The 14858-nt window shown below is 71.6% G+C and carries 17 protein-coding genes; 6 read left to right on the top strand and 11 right to left on the bottom strand.

The features are described 5' to 3' along the window. Window positions 1-11: 11 nt before the first annotated feature. Together ACFYWS_RS08110 and ACFYWS_RS08105 are read right to left on the bottom strand one after the other, a co-directional pair. Window positions 12-677, bottom strand: a complete 666-nt coding sequence (locus tag ACFYWS_RS08110; protein WP_389271051.1) for a pyridoxal 5'-phosphate synthase — start codon at window positions 675-677, stop codon at window positions 12-14. A 55-nt stretch (window positions 678-732) separates the two neighbouring features. Continuing rightward, window positions 733-1902: an acetyl-CoA acetyltransferase gene (locus ACFYWS_RS08105; protein WP_389271048.1), complete on the bottom strand. Its 1170-nt coding sequence runs from the start codon at window positions 1900-1902 to the stop codon at window positions 733-735. 128 nt (window positions 1903-2030) lie between these two features. Here ACFYWS_RS08105 and ACFYWS_RS08100 point away from each other — a divergent pair, with 128 nt between their 5' ends. Together ACFYWS_RS08100 and ACFYWS_RS08095 are read left to right on the top strand one after the other, a co-directional pair. Continuing rightward, window positions 2031-3236, top strand: a complete 1206-nt coding sequence (locus tag ACFYWS_RS08100) for an acyl-CoA dehydrogenase family protein (RefSeq protein ID WP_389271045.1) — start codon at window positions 2031-2033, stop codon at window positions 3234-3236. After that, window positions 3236-3712, top strand: coding sequence for a nitroreductase family deazaflavin-dependent oxidoreductase (locus tag ACFYWS_RS08095; protein ID WP_389271043.1), 477 nt, complete (start codon window positions 3236-3238; stop codon window positions 3710-3712). The genes ACFYWS_RS08100 and ACFYWS_RS08095 overlap by 1 nt, the downstream gene beginning before the upstream one ends. Before the next feature lie 79 nt (window positions 3713-3791). On the opposite strand, the gene ACFYWS_RS08090 is transcribed toward ACFYWS_RS08095, so the two are convergent. Continuing rightward, window positions 3792-4439 (bottom strand): TetR family transcriptional regulator, encoded by a 648-nt coding sequence (locus ACFYWS_RS08090; RefSeq protein ID WP_389271040.1) that lies wholly within the window; start codon window positions 4437-4439, stop codon window positions 3792-3794. 163 nt (window positions 4440-4602) lie between these two features. Between ACFYWS_RS08090 and ACFYWS_RS08085 the strand changes: the two genes are divergently transcribed. From ACFYWS_RS08085 to ACFYWS_RS08075, 3 genes are all read left to right on the top strand, one after another. Beyond that, window positions 4603-5319, top strand: a complete 717-nt coding sequence (locus tag ACFYWS_RS08085) for a VOC family protein (protein ID WP_389271037.1) — start codon at window positions 4603-4605, stop codon at window positions 5317-5319. A gap of 181 nt (window positions 5320-5500) precedes the next feature. Then, window positions 5501-7879: a PQQ-binding-like beta-propeller repeat protein gene (locus ACFYWS_RS08080; protein ID WP_389271034.1), complete on the top strand. Its 2379-nt coding sequence runs from the start codon at window positions 5501-5503 to the stop codon at window positions 7877-7879. Window positions 7880-7950: 71 nt separating this feature from the next. After that, the gene (locus ACFYWS_RS08075; RefSeq protein ID WP_389271031.1) at window positions 7951-8103 is read left to right on the top strand and encodes a hypothetical protein; all 153 of its coding nucleotides are present in this window, start codon (window positions 7951-7953) and stop codon (window positions 8101-8103) included. A 12-nt stretch (window positions 8104-8115) separates the two neighbouring features. Here the strand turns inward: ACFYWS_RS08075 and ACFYWS_RS08070 are convergent, their stop codons facing one another. The 3 genes from ACFYWS_RS08070 to ACFYWS_RS08060 form a co-directional block, all read right to left on the bottom strand. Beyond that, window positions 8116-8889 (bottom strand): enoyl-CoA hydratase/isomerase family protein, encoded by a 774-nt coding sequence (locus tag ACFYWS_RS08070; RefSeq protein ID WP_389271029.1) that lies wholly within the window; start codon window positions 8887-8889, stop codon window positions 8116-8118. Then, a complete protein-coding gene (locus ACFYWS_RS08065; RefSeq protein ID WP_389271026.1) occupies window positions 8886-9344 on the bottom strand; it encodes a Zn-ribbon domain-containing OB-fold protein in 459 nt (152 codons plus the stop codon). The genes ACFYWS_RS08070 and ACFYWS_RS08065 overlap by 4 nt, the downstream gene beginning before the upstream one ends. Before the next feature lie 105 nt (window positions 9345-9449). Next, window positions 9450-10601: a lipid-transfer protein gene (locus ACFYWS_RS08060; protein WP_389271023.1), complete on the bottom strand. Its 1152-nt coding sequence runs from the start codon at window positions 10599-10601 to the stop codon at window positions 9450-9452. A 110-nt stretch (window positions 10602-10711) separates the two neighbouring features. Here ACFYWS_RS08060 and ACFYWS_RS08055 point away from each other — a divergent pair, with 110 nt between their 5' ends. Beyond that, window positions 10712-12283: a FadD3 family acyl-CoA ligase gene (locus tag ACFYWS_RS08055; RefSeq protein WP_389271020.1), complete on the top strand. Its 1572-nt coding sequence runs from the start codon at window positions 10712-10714 to the stop codon at window positions 12281-12283. Window positions 12284-12299: 16 nt separating this feature from the next. Here the strand turns inward: ACFYWS_RS08055 and ACFYWS_RS08050 are convergent, their stop codons facing one another. From ACFYWS_RS08050 to ACFYWS_RS08030, 5 genes are all read right to left on the bottom strand, one after another. Then, the gene (locus ACFYWS_RS08050) at window positions 12300-12974 is read right to left on the bottom strand and encodes a nucleotidyl transferase AbiEii/AbiGii toxin family protein (RefSeq protein WP_389271790.1); all 675 of its coding nucleotides are present in this window, start codon (window positions 12972-12974) and stop codon (window positions 12300-12302) included. Between the two features lie 2 nt (window positions 12975-12976). Further along, window positions 12977-13327 carry a hypothetical protein gene (locus ACFYWS_RS08045; protein ID WP_389271017.1) on the bottom strand — a complete coding sequence of 117 codons (351 nt, stop codon included), beginning with the start codon at window positions 13325-13327 and terminating at the stop codon, window positions 12977-12979. Between the two features lie 26 nt (window positions 13328-13353). Then, window positions 13354-13548 (bottom strand): DUF397 domain-containing protein, encoded by a 195-nt coding sequence (locus tag ACFYWS_RS08040; protein ID WP_389271014.1) that lies wholly within the window; start codon window positions 13546-13548, stop codon window positions 13354-13356. Continuing rightward, window positions 13545-14372 carry a Scr1 family TA system antitoxin-like transcriptional regulator gene (locus ACFYWS_RS08035; RefSeq protein ID WP_389271011.1) on the bottom strand — a complete coding sequence of 276 codons (828 nt, stop codon included), beginning with the start codon at window positions 14370-14372 and terminating at the stop codon, window positions 13545-13547. Before ACFYWS_RS08035 ends, ACFYWS_RS08040 begins: the two co-directional genes overlap by 4 nt. A 91-nt stretch (window positions 14373-14463) precedes the next feature. Next, window positions 14464-14829, bottom strand: coding sequence for a PH domain-containing protein (locus ACFYWS_RS08030; RefSeq protein ID WP_389271008.1), 366 nt, complete (start codon window positions 14827-14829; stop codon window positions 14464-14466). Window positions 14830-14858 lie beyond the last annotated feature (29 nt).

Genomic DNA, 14858 nt, shown 5'->3' with positions numbered 1-14858 from the left:
CCGGGCGCACCTCACGGCCACAACAGCCCCTTCTCCCAGCCCTCCGCCGTGCGTCGGTACCTGAGCCGGACGTGGCGGCGTCGCGCGTCGCCCTGGAAGAATTCCACCTCGTCCGGGGCCAGTTCGTAGACCGTCCAGGAGGGGGCCGCGGCGTCCGGTTCGCGCTGCGCGCGGTCCCACGCCGCGTCCGAGGCGCGCTCCAACTCCTCGTAGGAGCCGAGCGGTTCGCTCTGGTGGCCGATGAGGGCCGAGGCGAGCGCGCCGGTCGAGCGGGCGTGCAGGTCGGTGTGGGCGGTCTCGGGCGGCGCCGTGCGGACGGGGCCGCGGACGCGGATCTGGCGGCCCTGCGACGGCCAGTAGAAGCCGAGCGCGGCGTACGGGCGGGCGGCGAGCTGGCGGCCCTTGGCGCTGCCCGCGTGCGAGGCGAAGTGCCAGCCGTGCGCCTCGTCGGCGCCGTGCAGCATCACCGTACGGATGTCGGGGTGGCCCTCGGCGTCCGTCGTCGCGAGCGACGGGGTGTGGGGTTCCGGCTGGCCGGCCGCCACGGCCGCGGCGAACCACTGCGTGAACAGGGGGAGGGGCGCCGCGGGAGTGTCCCGCGGGTCGAAGGCGGGCAGCTCGGTGTCCCATACGCGCAGGGAGCGCAGGAGGGCGTCCAGGTCGGGTTCCGGTTCCATGCGGCCGATCGTGCCACGGGCGGACCGGCGGCTGCCGCGGCGCCCGGTCGGCGCGTCAGTCCCGCCCCAGCACCACCGTCCCCGCCGAGCAGAACCATCCGCCCGTCCCCGACGCCACCGCCAGCCGTGGCAGCGAACCGTCCGCCCGACGTACCTGGTGGCCCCCCGCCTCGCCGCGCAGCTGTCGTGCCGCCTCCACCAGGAGGAACAGGCCGCGCATGCCGGGGTGTTGGGCGGACAGGCCGCCGCCGTCCGTGTTCGTGGGGAGTTCGCCGTCGTGCAGGAGGCGGCCCTTCTCGACGAACGCGCCGCCTTCCCCCTTGGCGCAGAAGCCGAGGTCCTCAAGGGTCACGAGCGTCATGTACGTGAAGGCGTCGTAGATCTCCGCGATGTCGATCTCGGCCGGGGTGACCCCGGCCCGTTCGAAGGCCAGGCGCCCGCTCACCGCCGCGGGCGAGACCGTGAAGTCGTCCCACTCGGACATGGTGGTGTGCGAGACGTGCTCGCCGGAGCCCAGCACCCACACCGGAGGTTTCGCGCAGTCGCGCACCAGGTCCTCGGCCACGAGCAGCACCGCCGCGCCGCCGTCCGAGCGTATGCAGCAGTGCAGTTTCGTGAAGGGGTCCGCGATCATCGGGCCGCCCAGCACCTCGTCGACCGTGATCGGGTCGCGGAACATGGCGTCCGGGTTGCGGGAGGCGTTCGCGCGGGCCTGGACCGCGACCTGGGCGAGCTGATCGAGGGTCGTGCCGTACTCGTGCATGTGGCGGCGGGCCGCCATCGCGTACTTGGCGATGAGGGAATGGCCGTACGGGACCTCGAACTGGAGGGGGCCGCGTGCACCGAAGGAGAGGTTCGAGGTGCGGCGCTTCGCCTTGATGTCGGCGCGGGCCGTGGAGCCGTAGACGAGGAGGACGGCGCGCGCGTGACCCGCCCGGATCGCGTCCGCCGCGTGCGCCGCCATGACCTCCCAGGTGGAGCCGCCGACCGAAGTGGAGTCGACCCAGCGGGGTTTGAGCCCCAGGTACTCGGCGACCTCGACCGGTGCGAGGGTGCCGAGGCCCGCCGACGCGAAGCCGTCGATGACGGAAGGGGACAGGCCCGCGTCGGCGAGCGCCCGGCGGGCGGCCTGGGCGTGCAGGGCGTAGGGAGTGGCTTCGTCGACGCGGCCGCAGTCGGAGAGGGCGATGCCCGCGATGGCGACCTTGCTTCCGCTCTCAGTCATGAATCTGACGGTACATCAGATTCGGATGTGTGGAGGGGTGGGCGTGGGAGTGTGTGTGGGAGTGTGCGCGCCTCTGGGCATCCGGCGGTCGGCGTCCTAACATGACGCCCCGTCAGAAAGGGGCCCACATGGACGCCAGGTTCACCGAGGAACAGCAAGAGATCCGCCGTACCCTGCGCGAACTCGCCACCAAGCGCTGCACCCCGGACGACGTCAAGGCCGCCACCGGCACCCCCGTCGGCCATGACCTCGCCCTGTGGGGCACCCTCAGCGCGGAACTCGGCCTTCCCGGGCTCGCACTGCCGGAGGTGTGCGGGGGCGTGGGCGGAACCTTCGTAGAACTTGCGCTCGCGGGCGAGGAGTTGGGGCGTGCTCTCGCGCCCACGCCGCTGCTCGCCACCAGCGGGCTAGCGGCCCCGCTGATCTCCGCCCTCGGCACCGAGGCCCAGCGCACCGCGCTGCTGCCGAAGATCGCCGAAGGTGCCCTGACCGCGACGCTCGCCGTGCCGGGCACGGGCCTCGCCACCGCCCTCGGGCTCGTCGCCGACAACGCCGGGGACTGGGCGGGCGGCGGCCGGGCCGGCGGCGTGCAGGCCGCCCGGCGGGAGAACGGATGGCGGCTCTACGGGCAGGCCGAGCAGGTGCTCGACGGCCACAGCGCCGGACTGCTGCTCGTCGCCGCGCACACCGGAGGCTTCGCCCGCTCCCGCACGCTCCTGTTCCTCGTACGCGAGGACGCCGCCGGACTCGTCCGCGTACGGCAGACGGCCATGGACGAGACGCGGCCGCAGGCGCGCGTCGAACTCCGCGACGTCGAGGCCGAGTTGCTGGGCGAGGAGGACGGCGATGTGAACGGGGCGCTCGCCGCCGTCGGGGACACCGTCGCCACGCTGCTCGCCGCGGAGGCCGTCGGCGCCGCGGACCGGGCCCTTGAGCGGACCGTCGACTACGTCAAGGAACGGGAGCAGTTCGGCCGGCCCATCGGGTCCTTCCAGGCCGTGAAGCACCGGCTCGCCGACGTGTACGTACAGGTCCAGGCGGCGCGCTCGGCCGCCTACTACGCGGCGTGGGCGGCGACCACCCCCGACGAGGCGCGCGTCGGCGGGCTCGCGCTCGCCCAGGCCCTTGAGGCGCTGCGGACCGGTGCCGGGGAGGCCGTGCAGCTGCACGGCGGCATCGGGTTCACCTGGGAGCACGACGCGCACCTGTACCTGAAGCGGGCCACCGGCGACGAGCTGCTGTTCGGGCCCGTGCACCTGCTGCGCGACCGTGCCGCGCAGGCCGCCGAGCTGTTCGCGCCGGGGCCTGAGACGAGTCTGGGGGTGGCGGTCTGATGGCGCCGCCGGGCATCAAGCTGGTGCAGAAGGTGTCGTCGACGCGGACGTTCGGCCGCCTCGCGCCGCACGTCATCCCCGCCCTCGACCGCGCCGTGCACCGGCTCACCCGCGGAAAGGTGCTGCTCAGCGCACAGATGCTGCCGGGGGTGATCCTCTGCGTGCGCGGCGCGAAGAGCGGGATCGAGCGGCGTACCCCCCTCGCGTGCATGCCCGAGGGGGAGCGGGGGACGTGGCTGCTGATCGGGTCGAACTTCGGGCGGCCCGGCCATCCCGCCTGGACCGCGAACCTGCTCGCGCACCCGGACGCCGAGATCAACTGGCGCGGCGCGGACGTCGCGGTGACGGCCCGGCTCCTTCGGGGGAGCGAGCGGGAGGAGGCCTGGGTGGCGGCGCTGAAGTTCTGGCCGCCCTACGCCGCGTACCAGCGGCGGGTGGAACGGGAGATCCGGCTGTTCCGCCTTGAGCGCCGCTGAGCGGGGGACCGGAAGCTGCAACAGCGGCGGCTCACGTTGCACCACGCGAACCGCCGCTGCACGACAGGACCAGGAAGAGTTACTTGGTGGGCTTCTTTCCGGTCACGCCCAGGTGCACCAACAGGGCGAGGTTCGGCTTGAGTTCTGCCTGCTTGACGCCCCAGGTCTGGAAGCCCCTCTGGTGCGAGGCGACCGCCGCGAGCATCGCGACCAGCGAACCGGCGACCGCGGCCGGACTCACGTCCTTGTCGACCTTGCCCTTGTCCTGAAGATCCTTGACGGCATCCGCGAGGGAGTTGTTCACCGAGTTCAGGATCTTCATGCGGAGCTTGTAGAAGCGCTTGTCGCCCTCGGCGGCGCCGAGGTCGACGACACGCAGGATCGCGTCGTTCTTGCGCCAGAACTCCAGGAATCCGTCCACGAGTTCCTGAGCCGTGGCCCAGCCGGCCTTGCCGACCCAGGAGCGGTCCGCGACCAGTTCGGTCAACCCCGCGCCCACGGTGGCCATTTGCTCGGCGATCTCCAGGACGGCGCCCTCGACGTCCGGGAAGTACTGATAGAAGGTCGCGGGCGAAGTGCCCGCCTTTCGCGCGACATCAATGACTTTGACGTCCCGGTAGGGCGAGGAGCTGAGCATCTCGCCGAGGCAGTCGAGCAGCTTCTGACGTGTCGCCTGACCACGCCGGCCGGCCACGCGGCCGTCGACGGTCCGTACTTGTCCTGTCATGCCGTCAGCTTACCGAGGGGTGATCGGAGCGCGATCTGGCCGACTGCAAATGGGGTTGGTGGTCATGGCCTCCGGTCAAATGACGCGCCGTGAGCGATCGGAATTGGCCAAACGTTCGAATTTAAAGCGCGACGGCCCGTTCGGCCTGGTTAGCGTGACGCTCATGCGCCCCGCCCGCCGCGACCGGCCCGCCTCCCCCGAATTTCCCGAAGGGGCCCCGTGCTGGGCCGACGCCCGGCTCGCGGACGTCGAGGCGGGAAAACGGTTCTACGGCGATCTCCTCGGCTGGACCTTCGACGAGGGCGCGGGCGCCGAGCGCGGCTACTACACGGCGGCCTACAGCGAGGACCGCTCCGTCGCCGCCCTCGCCCCGGCGAACCTGGGCGTCCAGTGGCGGGTCCACCTCGCGGTGCGCGACGCGTACGCCGCCGCCGAACGGGTCTTCGCGGCGGGCGGGCACATCGTGGCGGGGCCGCTGTCCGGCGGGACGGAGGCGACCGTGGCGCTCGCGCGGGGGCCCGAGGGTGCGGCGTTCGTCCTGCGGCAGGCGGGGAGCCACCGGGGGTTCGAGCGGATGGGCGGGCCCGGGGCGTTCCGCGGCGCCGAGCTGCTCACGCCGGATGCCGCACTGAGCGAATCCTTCTACGGAGCCGTATTCGAAGAGGGGGCCTTCGGGGCGGCCGTCCGCCGTAGGGTCGTCCCCGGGAGGCCCGGCCGGTTCCTGCTGCACTTCGGCTGCGCCGACGCCGACGCCACGGCGGCGGCCGCGGTCCGCCTCGGAGGGCGGGTGCGAAGGGGGCCGCACCTCACGGCGTACGGACGGGCCGCCGTGATCGAGGATGATCAAGGGGCGCTGTTCGCGGTGTGCGAGCAGGAGTAGGACCTGTCGTTCGACGACGGGCCCTGGGCCCCGAATGCTCCGAGACACCCCGTTTTGACCCGAGGTTCGCAACTGAGGGCCGAGACAGGAAGAATCGGGGTGCGTGCCGCCGTGGCGCTTCGGTGGTGAGACGCTGACGGGGCCGTGAGTGCGGTGGCCCGCACGGGGAGGTGGCAGGCGAGTGATGGATCAGCTGACGCAGCACGATCCGAGGCGGATCGGTCCGTTCGAGGTTCTGGGACGGCTCGGGGCGGGCGGCATGGGCCTGGTCTATCTGGCGCGCTCGGCTTCGGGCCGACGCGTGGCGATCAAGACGGTGCGTACGGAACTCGCGGAGGACCAGCTCTTCCGGGTCCGTTTCACGCGCGAGGTCGAGGCGGCACGGGCGGTGTCCGGCTTCTACACGGCCGCCGTCGTCGACGCCGACCCGCGCGCGGCCGTGCCCTGGCTCGCCACCGCGTACGTACCGGCGCCCTCCCTCGAAGAAATAGTGAACGAGACCGGGCCGCTGCCCGCCCAGGCCGTGCGCTGGCTCGCCGCGGGCATCGCCGAGGCCCTGCAGTCGATCCACGGCGCGGGTCTGGTGCACCGCGACCTCAAGCCGTCGAACGTGCTGGTCGTCGAGGACGGCCCGCGCGTCATCGACTTCGGCATCGCGTCCGGCGTCTCGAACACGCGCCTGACCATGACGAACGTGGCGGTGGGCACGCCCGCGTACATGTCGCCGGAGCAGGCGAAGGACTCGCGCAGCGTGACGGGGGCGTCGGACGTCTTCTCGCTCGGCTCGACGCTCGTCTTCGCGGCGACCGGGCACGCCCCCTTCCACGGCGCGAACCCGGTCGAGACCGTGTTCATGCTGCTGCGCGAGGGCCCGGACCTGGAAGGGCTCCCGGCGGAGCTGCGGCCGCTGCTCGAAGCGTGCATGCAGATGGAGGCGGCCCAGCGGCCCTCCCCTGCCGACCTCCAGTCCCAGCTCGCCCCGCATCTGTTCGGCGCGGGCAGCGACGACAGCGGTACGGCCTCCGCCTGGCTGCCCGAGCGCTCCGTCGCCCTGATCGAGTCGCGGCGCGGCAGCCGCCCCGCCCCCAAGCCGGCCCCGCACCGGGCGCCCCCCGCTCCGAACGGGCACGGCGGCGCGCCCATCCCCGCCATGCCCTCGCAGCCGCCCGCCCCCGGCCCGCAGCCCGTGTCCACCGACGGCTGGCGGCACTCGCCCGTACCCGCGGGCCAGAGCCTCGTCGCGGACGGGCCCGTGCACCTCGCCGGGGCGCAGGTGCCGATCGGCCCCGGTCCGCGGGTCGCCGACGCGCGGGCCGCAGCCGTGAAGGCGCCGCCCGCCGAATCGGGCCTCGCCGGATCCTGGTCCCGCTCCAAGCCCGCCGTGAACGGCTCGCACGAACCCGTCGTCCCCGCGCCCGCCACGGCCGAGGGCGCGGCCTGGCGGCCCTGGCGGTTCCGTATGTCGAACGACGTGTGGGGCACGCCCGCGGTGGCGGGCGACCTCGTCTACGTCACGTCGTTCGAGGTGCACGTCCTGGACGTGGCGACCGGCCGACGCCGCTTCAAGACCCGCGACGTCGCCTGGTCCATGGCCGTCGCCGACGGCTGCATCCACGCCTCCGACGGCCCCACCCTGTGGGCGCTCGACGCCCGCGACGGCGGCGACCTGTGGCGGATCCAGACCGACGCCTGGGGGTACGCGATGCAGGCGGGCAACGGCACCGTCGTCACCGCCACCCGCGGCGGCGGCGTCCAGGCCCGCGAGGCCGTCAGCGGCGACCTCCAGTGGGAGATCACCGGCTGCCAGACCGACTTCGAGGCCGCGGAGGCCGGACCCGTCATGTACGACGGCACGGTCTACGTGTGGCAGGACGCGCGGCTCCGCGCCCTCGACGCCCGTACGGGTGACGAGCGCTGGTCGTACCCGATCGGCGACGCGGGCTCCTGCGGCGGCGTCCCGATGCGCCTGACGCCCGCGTCCGACGGCCATGTGTACGTCGCCGCGGGCACCCGGGTCCTCGCCATCGACGCCGCCTCGGGCCATGTCCGCTGGCACTTCGAGGCGCCCGCCGTGTTCCTCAGCCCGCCCGCGTTCGCCCCGGGCGCCGCGGTCACCGGAGGCGGCGTCTACCTCGTCGACCACCACGGCACCGTGTACGCGCTCGACGCCACGGACGGCCGGGACCGCTGGCGCATCGCGACCGAGGCCCGGCCCTCGTCGGTCGACCCGGCCCTGGTCGCGCAGGGCCACGTGCACGTCGGCAGCGGCCAGGGGCTCTACACCCTGGACGCCGTGACCGGCACCCCGAAGTGGCGCTTCCAGGCCGGCGGCGAGATCGTCGGGGCGCCCGTGGTGGCGGACGGGCGGATCCACTTCGGCTCCACGGACCACCTGCTCTACACGCTGAAGGCCGACGACGGCCGACTGCGCTGGAAGCTCGCCACGGGCGGCGAGATCACCGGCACACCGGTCGTCAGGGACGGCGTCGTCTACGCGTGCAGCAAGGACCGCTGCGTGTACGCGCTCGACGCGGAGAAGGGAACGGGGACCAGCCGCTGACCGGGCCCCGCCCCCTTTGCCTTTGCCGAGAAACCGGTAGCGCGGGGTCGTTGTTGGGTAGGGTGCCGGGCGTGATGACACGGGGAATGAAACTCACGGCAGTAGCCATCGTGGCCGTTCTGGCCCTGACCGGGTTCACGTCCGCCAAGGGGAAGAGCAAGAGCCGCAGCAGCGGGGGCGGTTGCAGCAGCTCCTCGCAGTTGCACGACGGCTCCCGCTCCTAGGCTCCTGGGCGGCTAGCGTGTCCGAAAGCCGCCCTGCGTACGGGAGTTGAAGAGGTCGGCCTGCCGCTCCGGTGGCAGGTTGCCCAGCTTGATCAGGTCGGGTGCCCGCGCGAAGGCGTGCGAGCGGGTCGCCTCCTTCGCGGTCCACAGCGCCTTCACCGTGCCCTGGACGGCCTCGGTCGGATGGCCCGCGATGACCGTCGCGCAGCGCAGCGCGGCCTCCAACGCGCCGCCGGGTGGCGTGAGTTCGGACACCAGGCCGGTCTCGTGGGCGCGCCGGGCGGACATCCGTTCCGCGGCGCCCATCAGCGCGAGCCTGGCCACCTCGCCCGGCGGCATCCGGTGGGCGAGGTAGATCGACTCGAAGGCGTTGACCATGCCGTACGTGGTGTGCGGATCGAAGAACGTCGCCGTCTCGTCCGCGACCACGAACTCCGACTCGCCGATCAGGTAGAACGCCCCGCCGCAGGCCATGCCGTTGACCGCGGCGATCACCGGCTTCCACAGATCGTTGGCCTTCGGCCCGACCGTGGGCAGCGGATCGTCCGCCGAGTACGGGGAGTCCGGCTGCGGCACGTCCCACTCGCGGTCGATGCCGGTGCAGAACGCCCGGTCGCCCGCCCCGGTCAGGACGACCGCCCGCACGGCGTCGTCGAAGCGGAAATCCCGCCAGGTAGCGGCCAGTTGGGCGACGGTGGCCTGGTCGAGGGCGTTGTGGCGGCGCGGGCGGTCGAGGGTGACTGTGGCGACGCCCGTGCCCTTGTCGATCTCCGTGCGTACCGTCATGACCGCTCCAGTACCCAGCGCGGCACCGTCATCCCGTCGACCTCCGTGAACGCCACCTGCACCCGCGCGCCGATCTTGATGCGGTCCGGGTCGACGGAGTTGAGCGGGGCGTCGGGGGTGGACACCAGATTGCCGACGAGGCGGATCCGGGGCGCCTCCGCCAGTTCGACGACGATCGCGTTGTACGGGGCCTGGGCGGCGTAGGCCGGGAGCAGTGGTGGGTGCGGGATGACGTAGGACCAGACGCGCCCCCGGCCGCTCATCCTGCGCCACTCGCTGTCGAAGGACTGGCAGTGCGGGCAGCAGGGGCGGGGCGGGAACCGGAGCTCCCCGCAGTCCGGTTCGGCGCAGGCCTGTATCCGCAGTTCGCCGCGGGCGGCGTACTCCCAGAAGGGGGCGCCGTCGTCGTCGGGGGTGGGGGTCAGAAGTTGAGAGGTGGTGGTCGCGTCTGCCATGTGGCTGTCCTCCGGGCGGGCAAATCAAGCCCCTGCGGCGTTTGAGCAGCGGGGTCCGGGGCGGAGCCCCGAGACCGCAACGCCGTCGCGGGGCAACGAAATTGATCAGGCCGAGCGCAGCAAAAGCGCCGACGTCGGCACCCCCTCACCCGCCGTCACCAGACACGTCTCCGCATCCGGTACCTGCGCCGTACTGACCCCCCGCAACTGCTTCACGCTCTCGTTGATGAGGTTGAAGCCGTGGACGTACGCCTCCGAGAGGCCGCCGCCACCCGTGTTGATGGGGAGCCGCCCGCCGATCTCAAGGGCTCCGCCCTCCGTGAACGCCGCGCCCTCGCCGCGCCCGCAGAACCCGTATCCCTCCAGGGAGAGCGGGATGAGCGGGGTGAACGCGTCGTAGATCTGCGCGACGTCGACGTCCTCGGGGGTGACGTCGGCGTTCTTCCACAGGTGGCGGGCCGCCGTCCACGCGGGTCCGGTCAGCGGGTCGTCGTTCCAGTAGTTGACCATGCCGTGGTGCTGCGCGGGCAGGCCCTGCGCCGCCGAGTGCACATAGACCGGCTTCTGCCGGCAGTCGCGGGCGCGTTCGGCGGAGACGATGACGCAGGCCAACGCCCCGTCCGTCTCCAGGCAGTTGTCGAAGAGGCAGAGCGGCTCGCTGATCCAGCGCGAGGTCATATAGCTGTCGCGGGTCATGGGGCGCTCGTACATCATCGCGGCCGGGTTCTGGTTGGCCCGGTTGCGGCAGGCGAGCGCGACGTTGAAGAGGTGGTCCCGCGTCGCGCCGTACTCGTGCATGTAGCGGCGGGCCAGCATCCCGATCTCGTCGGCCGGGCGGAGCAGCCCGTACGGGCGCGTCCACTGGGCGGGCGTGGGGAGTTGGACGGCCGTGTTCTTCCAGGGGCGTGGCCCCGAGCCGCGCTTGCGGGAGCGCCACGCGATGCCGACGCTCGCCTGGCCCGTGGCGATCGCCGCGACCAGGTGGGCGACCGTCGCGCACGAACCGCCGCCCCCGTAGCCGACCTTGGAGAAGTAGGTGACGTCGCCGGCGCCGATGGCCTTGGCCACCTCGACCTCGTCCGTCTCCTCCATCGTGTAGGAGGCGAAGGCGTCGACCTCGGACGGGGATATCCCCGCGTCGTCGAGTGCGTCGATGATCGCCCGGCACGCCAACGTCTTCTCGGATTCCGGGAGTTGCTTCGCGAAAGCCGTCTGTCCGATACCGACGATGGCCGTCGCGTCCTTGAGTCCCGCCATGGGCACCCCCACATGGTTGCTGTCTGCCGCCCGGTTCGCTCTGCTGACAGCGCGTCAGGCTACAGCTAATCTGACGGATAGTCAGCTACGGCGTTGTGGGAGGTCGCTCGATGCGTACGGATGGCGAGTGGGGAACGGTCCCGGAGCTGGTACGGGACGCTGCCGAACGGTACGGCGAGCGCGAGGCCGTGGTCGAGGGGCGTACCCGGATCTCGTACGCGGAACTCGGTGAACGCGTCGAGCGGGCCGCGGCGGCGTGCATGGCGGCGGGCGTCGAGGCGGGGGACCGGGTCGCGGTCTGGGCGCCGAACACGCTGGACTGGATCGTCTCGGCGCTGGGCGCGGTGAGCGCGGGAGCCGTCCTCGTACCGCTCAACACCCGCTTCAAGGGCGGCGAGGCAGCGGACATCCTGGCCCGCTCCCGGGCCCGCCTGCTGTTCGTCACGGGCACCTTCCTCGGCACGTCCTACGTGGCGTCGCTGCGCCGCGCGCAGGAGGCGGGGGCCGAACTTCCCTGTCTGGAACAGGTGGTGGTGCTCGGCGACGGCGCGCCGGAGGCCCCCGGCTACCGGACCTGGAAGGAGTTCCTGGCAGCGGGCGACAAGGTCACGGCCACCGAGGTCCGCGAACGCTCCGCCGCCGTCGACGCCTCCGCGCCCTCCGACATCATCTTCACGTCGGGCACCACGGGCCGCCCCAAGGGCGCCGTCATCACCCACGCGCAGACCCTGCGCGGCTACGAGATCTGGGCGGACCTCGCGGGCCTGCGCGAGGGCGACCGCTATCTGATCGTGAACCCGTTCTTCCACACGTTCGGCTACAAGGCGGGGGTCCTCGCCTGCCTGATGCGGGGCGCGACGATGGTGCCGCAGCCCGTCTTCAACGTGGACACGGCCCTCGCCAACATCGCCTCCGAGCGCATCTCGGTCCTGCCGGGCCCGCCCACGCTCCACCAGTCACTCCTCGACCACCCGGCGCGCGACTCCCACGACCTGTCGGCGCTGCGGCTCGTCGTGACGGGCGCGGCGGTGGTCCCGCTGCGCCTGGTGGAACGGCTGCGCGGCGAACTCGGCGTGGCCACGGTCCTCACCGCGTACGGCCTCTCCGAGTCCAGCGGCATCGCCACGATGTGCCGCCGCGGCGACCCGGCGGAGGTGATCGCCGAGACGTCGGGGAGGGCGATACCGGGCACGGAGGTCCGGGTCGATTCGGCGGCCTCGGGCGAGCCGGGCGAGGTCCTCGTCCGCGGCTTCAACGTCATGCGCGGCTACTTCGAGGACCCCGCCGCCACGGCCGAGACGATCACCGGGGACGGCTGGCTGCGGACCGGAGACGTCGGCGTCATGGACGCGGCCGGCAACCTCCGGATCACCGACCGCATCAAGGACATGTTCATCGTCGGCGGCTTCAACGCGTACCCCGCCGAGATCGAGCAGCTCATCGGCCTGCACCAGGACGTCGCGGACGTAGCGGTGGTCGGCGTCCCCGACGGACGCCTCGGCGAGGTCGGGAAGGCGTATGTGGTGCGCAGGCCCGGCACGGTTCTCACGGAGGACGACCTCATCGCCTGGTCCCGCCGCGAGATGGCGAACTACAAGGTGCCCAGGTCGGTCGAGTTCGTGGGGGAGCTGCCGAGGAATGCGAGCGGGAAGGTGGTGAAAGGGGAGCTGCGACGCGGGTGACCCCCGTCGCGCACCGTCAGGAGTCCCCGCCCGACTCTCCGTCGTCCTCGTCGTGCAGGCGCTCGGCCAGGTCTTCGGCCCAGGCCTGGGCCCAGGTGCGCAGGGCGTGGATGGTGGGGGCGTCGAGGCCGTAGGCCTCGAAGTGGGCGTCGTCGAACCACTCCGCCCCGACGAGGTGCTCCTGGAGGCCTTCCAGATCGAAGCGTTCGCGGGAGTGCCTGCGGCCGAACTGCTCCAGGTCCGCGTTCGTCCACCGTCGGGACGCGGCGAACGCGTCGATGAGGTCACGGGGAACGGTGCGTCCCGCGAGGGCGCGGATCTTGGTGCCGATCACGTCCTCCTCGGCGAGGACCGGGCCGTACGTGGTCGACATCGGAGGCCGGTAGAAGCACTCCTTGAGGACATCGACTTCGCAGGCGATGCCTGTGGTCCATTCGGTGACGGTGAAGCGGGCGGAGAGAGGGGCGATCTCGATCTCGGCTACCTGCCAGCCCCGCTTCTCCAGCCCGTCACGAAGCGCTGCGGCGATGTCGTCCATGGGCGCCGGATTCTCGGTGGCGACGTCGAGATCCTGGCTGGGGCGGGCCACCAGATCGTGGGCCTGGACGGCATAGCCTCCCGTCAGGACGAGCGGGTACGGGGAACCAATGGCGATCACGTCGGCCAGGAGCCGGGCGTGCAGGTCGGGCATCTTCACGCGGCAGTCCGCAGCTCGGGAAAGGCGTTCTCCCAGACGGTGCGCACCGTACGCCCGACCAGTTTGCGCAGGACCGGCCATTGGGCGAGGAGGAAGTCGCGGTTCAGGTAGGCGACCAGGTCGTCATGCATCCCCTCTTGCAGCACTGTGCTGTACAGCACCATGCGCTGGCGCGGCCGGTCGACGTCGTACGACGTCACTCCCGACCAGGCCACGTGCAGCGGCAGGTCCACGACGCCGTGCTCGGGCCCTGCGAGCTCGTCCAGCGCCTCGGGGAGGCGCCGGACGAACTTGATCCGGTAGAGCTCGGCGTCGCTCAGGCCGCTGAGATCTTCGGGAGCAGACATGGCGCGATTATCTCCCGCACTCAAGGTCACGTCGCGGCGAACCCGGCGAACGCCGACCACGCCTGTGGCCGGACCATGAACGTGGGCCCTTCGGGGTTCTTGGAGTCCCGTACGTGGACGGTGTCGGCGTGGGGGCAGGCGGCGACCTCGACGCACTGCCCGCCTTCGTCGCCGCTGTAGGTCGACTTGAACCACTTCAGTTCTGCTGCTGCGGTGCTCACAGTTCTCCTAGCAGTCGGTCCACCAGGCCCAGGGACTGCTGCGCGGTGAGGGCCTGCGTTCGCAGCATCGCATATTTGCGCGTCAGGATGGATACGTCGTCGGGGCCGGCCACCAGTTGGCTGCCGCGCTGCGACTCGGTGTACGCGAGATGCTGGTGATCCGGGGTTTCGAGGAGCGTGAACGGGCCGTTCAGCCCGGCATTGGACGGGCTGTCCAGAGGCAGGAACTGCAGCGAGACCGCCGGGAGTTCGGCACACGACCGTAGGTGGCGCAACTGCTCACGCCGGACCCTCGGCCCGCCCACCGCCGCGTGCAGCACCGGCTCCCACACCACGAAGCTCAGCGTCGGCGGCACCTTGCGATGCAGGACCTCCTGCCGGGCGACGCGTCCCGCCGTCTTCGCCTCGATCTCGTCCTCGCCGTACGCCGGTACGCGCTCGCGCAGTACAGCCTGCGCGTACTCCTCCGTCTGAAGGATGCCCGGCACCACGAGCGCGTCGTACCAGGAGATGGCCGTGGCCTCCCGCTCCTGCCGCATGTACTCCTCCGCCCACAACGGGAACTGGTCGACCTCCGGCATGTTGGCCACACCGATGCTCAACAGGCCCTTGGTGTCGAGGAGTTCGTCCAGCCGGTCCGCCAGATCCGGCAGCAGCGCGCGTCTGCCCTGTTCGATGGAGGCGATGGTCTCCTCCTCCATGCCGAGGAGCTCGCCGAGCTGGGCCTGGGTGTAACCCGCCGACTGGCGGGCCGCCTTGAGCTGGCAGCCGACCATCTTCATCGTCGAGATGTTCCGCTTCCGAGGAGCTTGCCTGGAGGTCATGGTCATAAAGCTCCCCCGGTTCGCCCGCCGTGGAGCATGCGGCGCCCGTACATCACCCGTACAAAATCGGCGTACGGCTACGGCGTCAGCGTCAGCGGGCGACGAATTGCGTCAGGATCGCCTGCACCTCGTAGATGTCGACCCCCTTGGTGAAGGTCTTCTCGATCGGTACCGCGTTCCCCGAGATCCAGATCTTGAGTTCGGCGTCCAGGTCGAAGTGGCCGGCCGTCTCCACGGCGAAGTGGGAGATGCTGCGGTAGGGCACCGAGTGGTACTCGACCTTCTTGCCCGTCATCCCCTGCTTGTCGATGAGGATCATGCGCCGGTCGGTGAGCAGGATCGCGTCGCGTATCAACTGGTACGCGCCGTATATCTGCTCACCCTGGCCGAGCAGCCGCCCGTAGTCCTGCGCCGCCTTGGCCAGGTCGATCGGGTGAGCGTTGCCGAACAGTGCCATGGGGTCCCCCGCTTTGTCGTCGTGCCGCG

Source organism: Streptomyces sp. NPDC002795, from assembly GCF_042888725.1.
Lineage (GTDB): Bacteria > Actinomycetota > Actinomycetes > Streptomycetales > Streptomycetaceae > Streptomyces.
The sequence above is the reverse complement of the archived record's forward strand: the minus strand, read 5'-3'. Positions and strand labels throughout refer to the sequence as shown.

Bases quoted from the DNA above. Each gene is read 5' to 3' on its own strand.
- ACFYWS_RS08100 (WP_389271045.1), top strand. From the start codon at position 2,031: ATGGACGCCAGGTTCACCGAGGAACAGCAAGAGATCCGCCGTACCCTG.
- ACFYWS_RS08085 (WP_389271037.1), top strand. From the start codon at position 4,603: ATGCGCCCCGCCCGCCGCGACCGGCCCGCCTCCCCCGAATTTCCCGAA.
- ACFYWS_RS08030 (WP_389271008.1), bottom strand. From the start codon at position 14,829: ATGGCACTGTTCGGCAACGCTCACCCGATCGACCTGGCCAAGGCGGCG.
- ACFYWS_RS08050 (WP_389271790.1), bottom strand. From the start codon at position 12,974: ATGCCCGACCTGCACGCCCGGCTCCTGGCCGACGTGATCGCCATTGGT.
- ACFYWS_RS08110 (WP_389271051.1), bottom strand. From the start codon at position 677: ATGGAACCGGAACCCGACCTGGACGCCCTCCTGCGCTCCCTGCGCGTA.
- ACFYWS_RS08045 (WP_389271017.1), bottom strand. From the start codon at position 13,327: ATGTCTGCTCCCGAAGATCTCAGCGGCCTGAGCGACGCCGAGCTCTAC.
- ACFYWS_RS08065 (WP_389271026.1), bottom strand. From the start codon at position 9,344: ATGGCAGACGCGACCACCACCTCTCAACTTCTGACCCCCACCCCCGAC.
- ACFYWS_RS08070 (WP_389271029.1), bottom strand. From the start codon at position 8,889: ATGACGGTACGCACGGAGATCGACAAGGGCACGGGCGTCGCCACAGTC.
- ACFYWS_RS08060 (WP_389271023.1), bottom strand. From the start codon at position 10,601: ATGGCGGGACTCAAGGACGCGACGGCCATCGTCGGTATCGGACAGACG.
- ACFYWS_RS08095 (WP_389271043.1), top strand. From the start codon at position 3,236: ATGGCGCCGCCGGGCATCAAGCTGGTGCAGAAGGTGTCGTCGACGCGG.
- ACFYWS_RS08055 (WP_389271020.1), top strand. From the start codon at position 10,712: ATGCGTACGGATGGCGAGTGGGGAACGGTCCCGGAGCTGGTACGGGAC.
- ACFYWS_RS08090 (WP_389271040.1), bottom strand. From the start codon at position 4,439: ATGACAGGACAAGTACGGACCGTCGACGGCCGCGTGGCCGGCCGGCGT.
- ACFYWS_RS08105 (WP_389271048.1), bottom strand. From the start codon at position 1,902: ATGACTGAGAGCGGAAGCAAGGTCGCCATCGCGGGCATCGCCCTCTCC.
- ACFYWS_RS08035 (WP_389271011.1), bottom strand. From the start codon at position 14,372: ATGACCTCCAGGCAAGCTCCTCGGAAGCGGAACATCTCGACGATGAAG.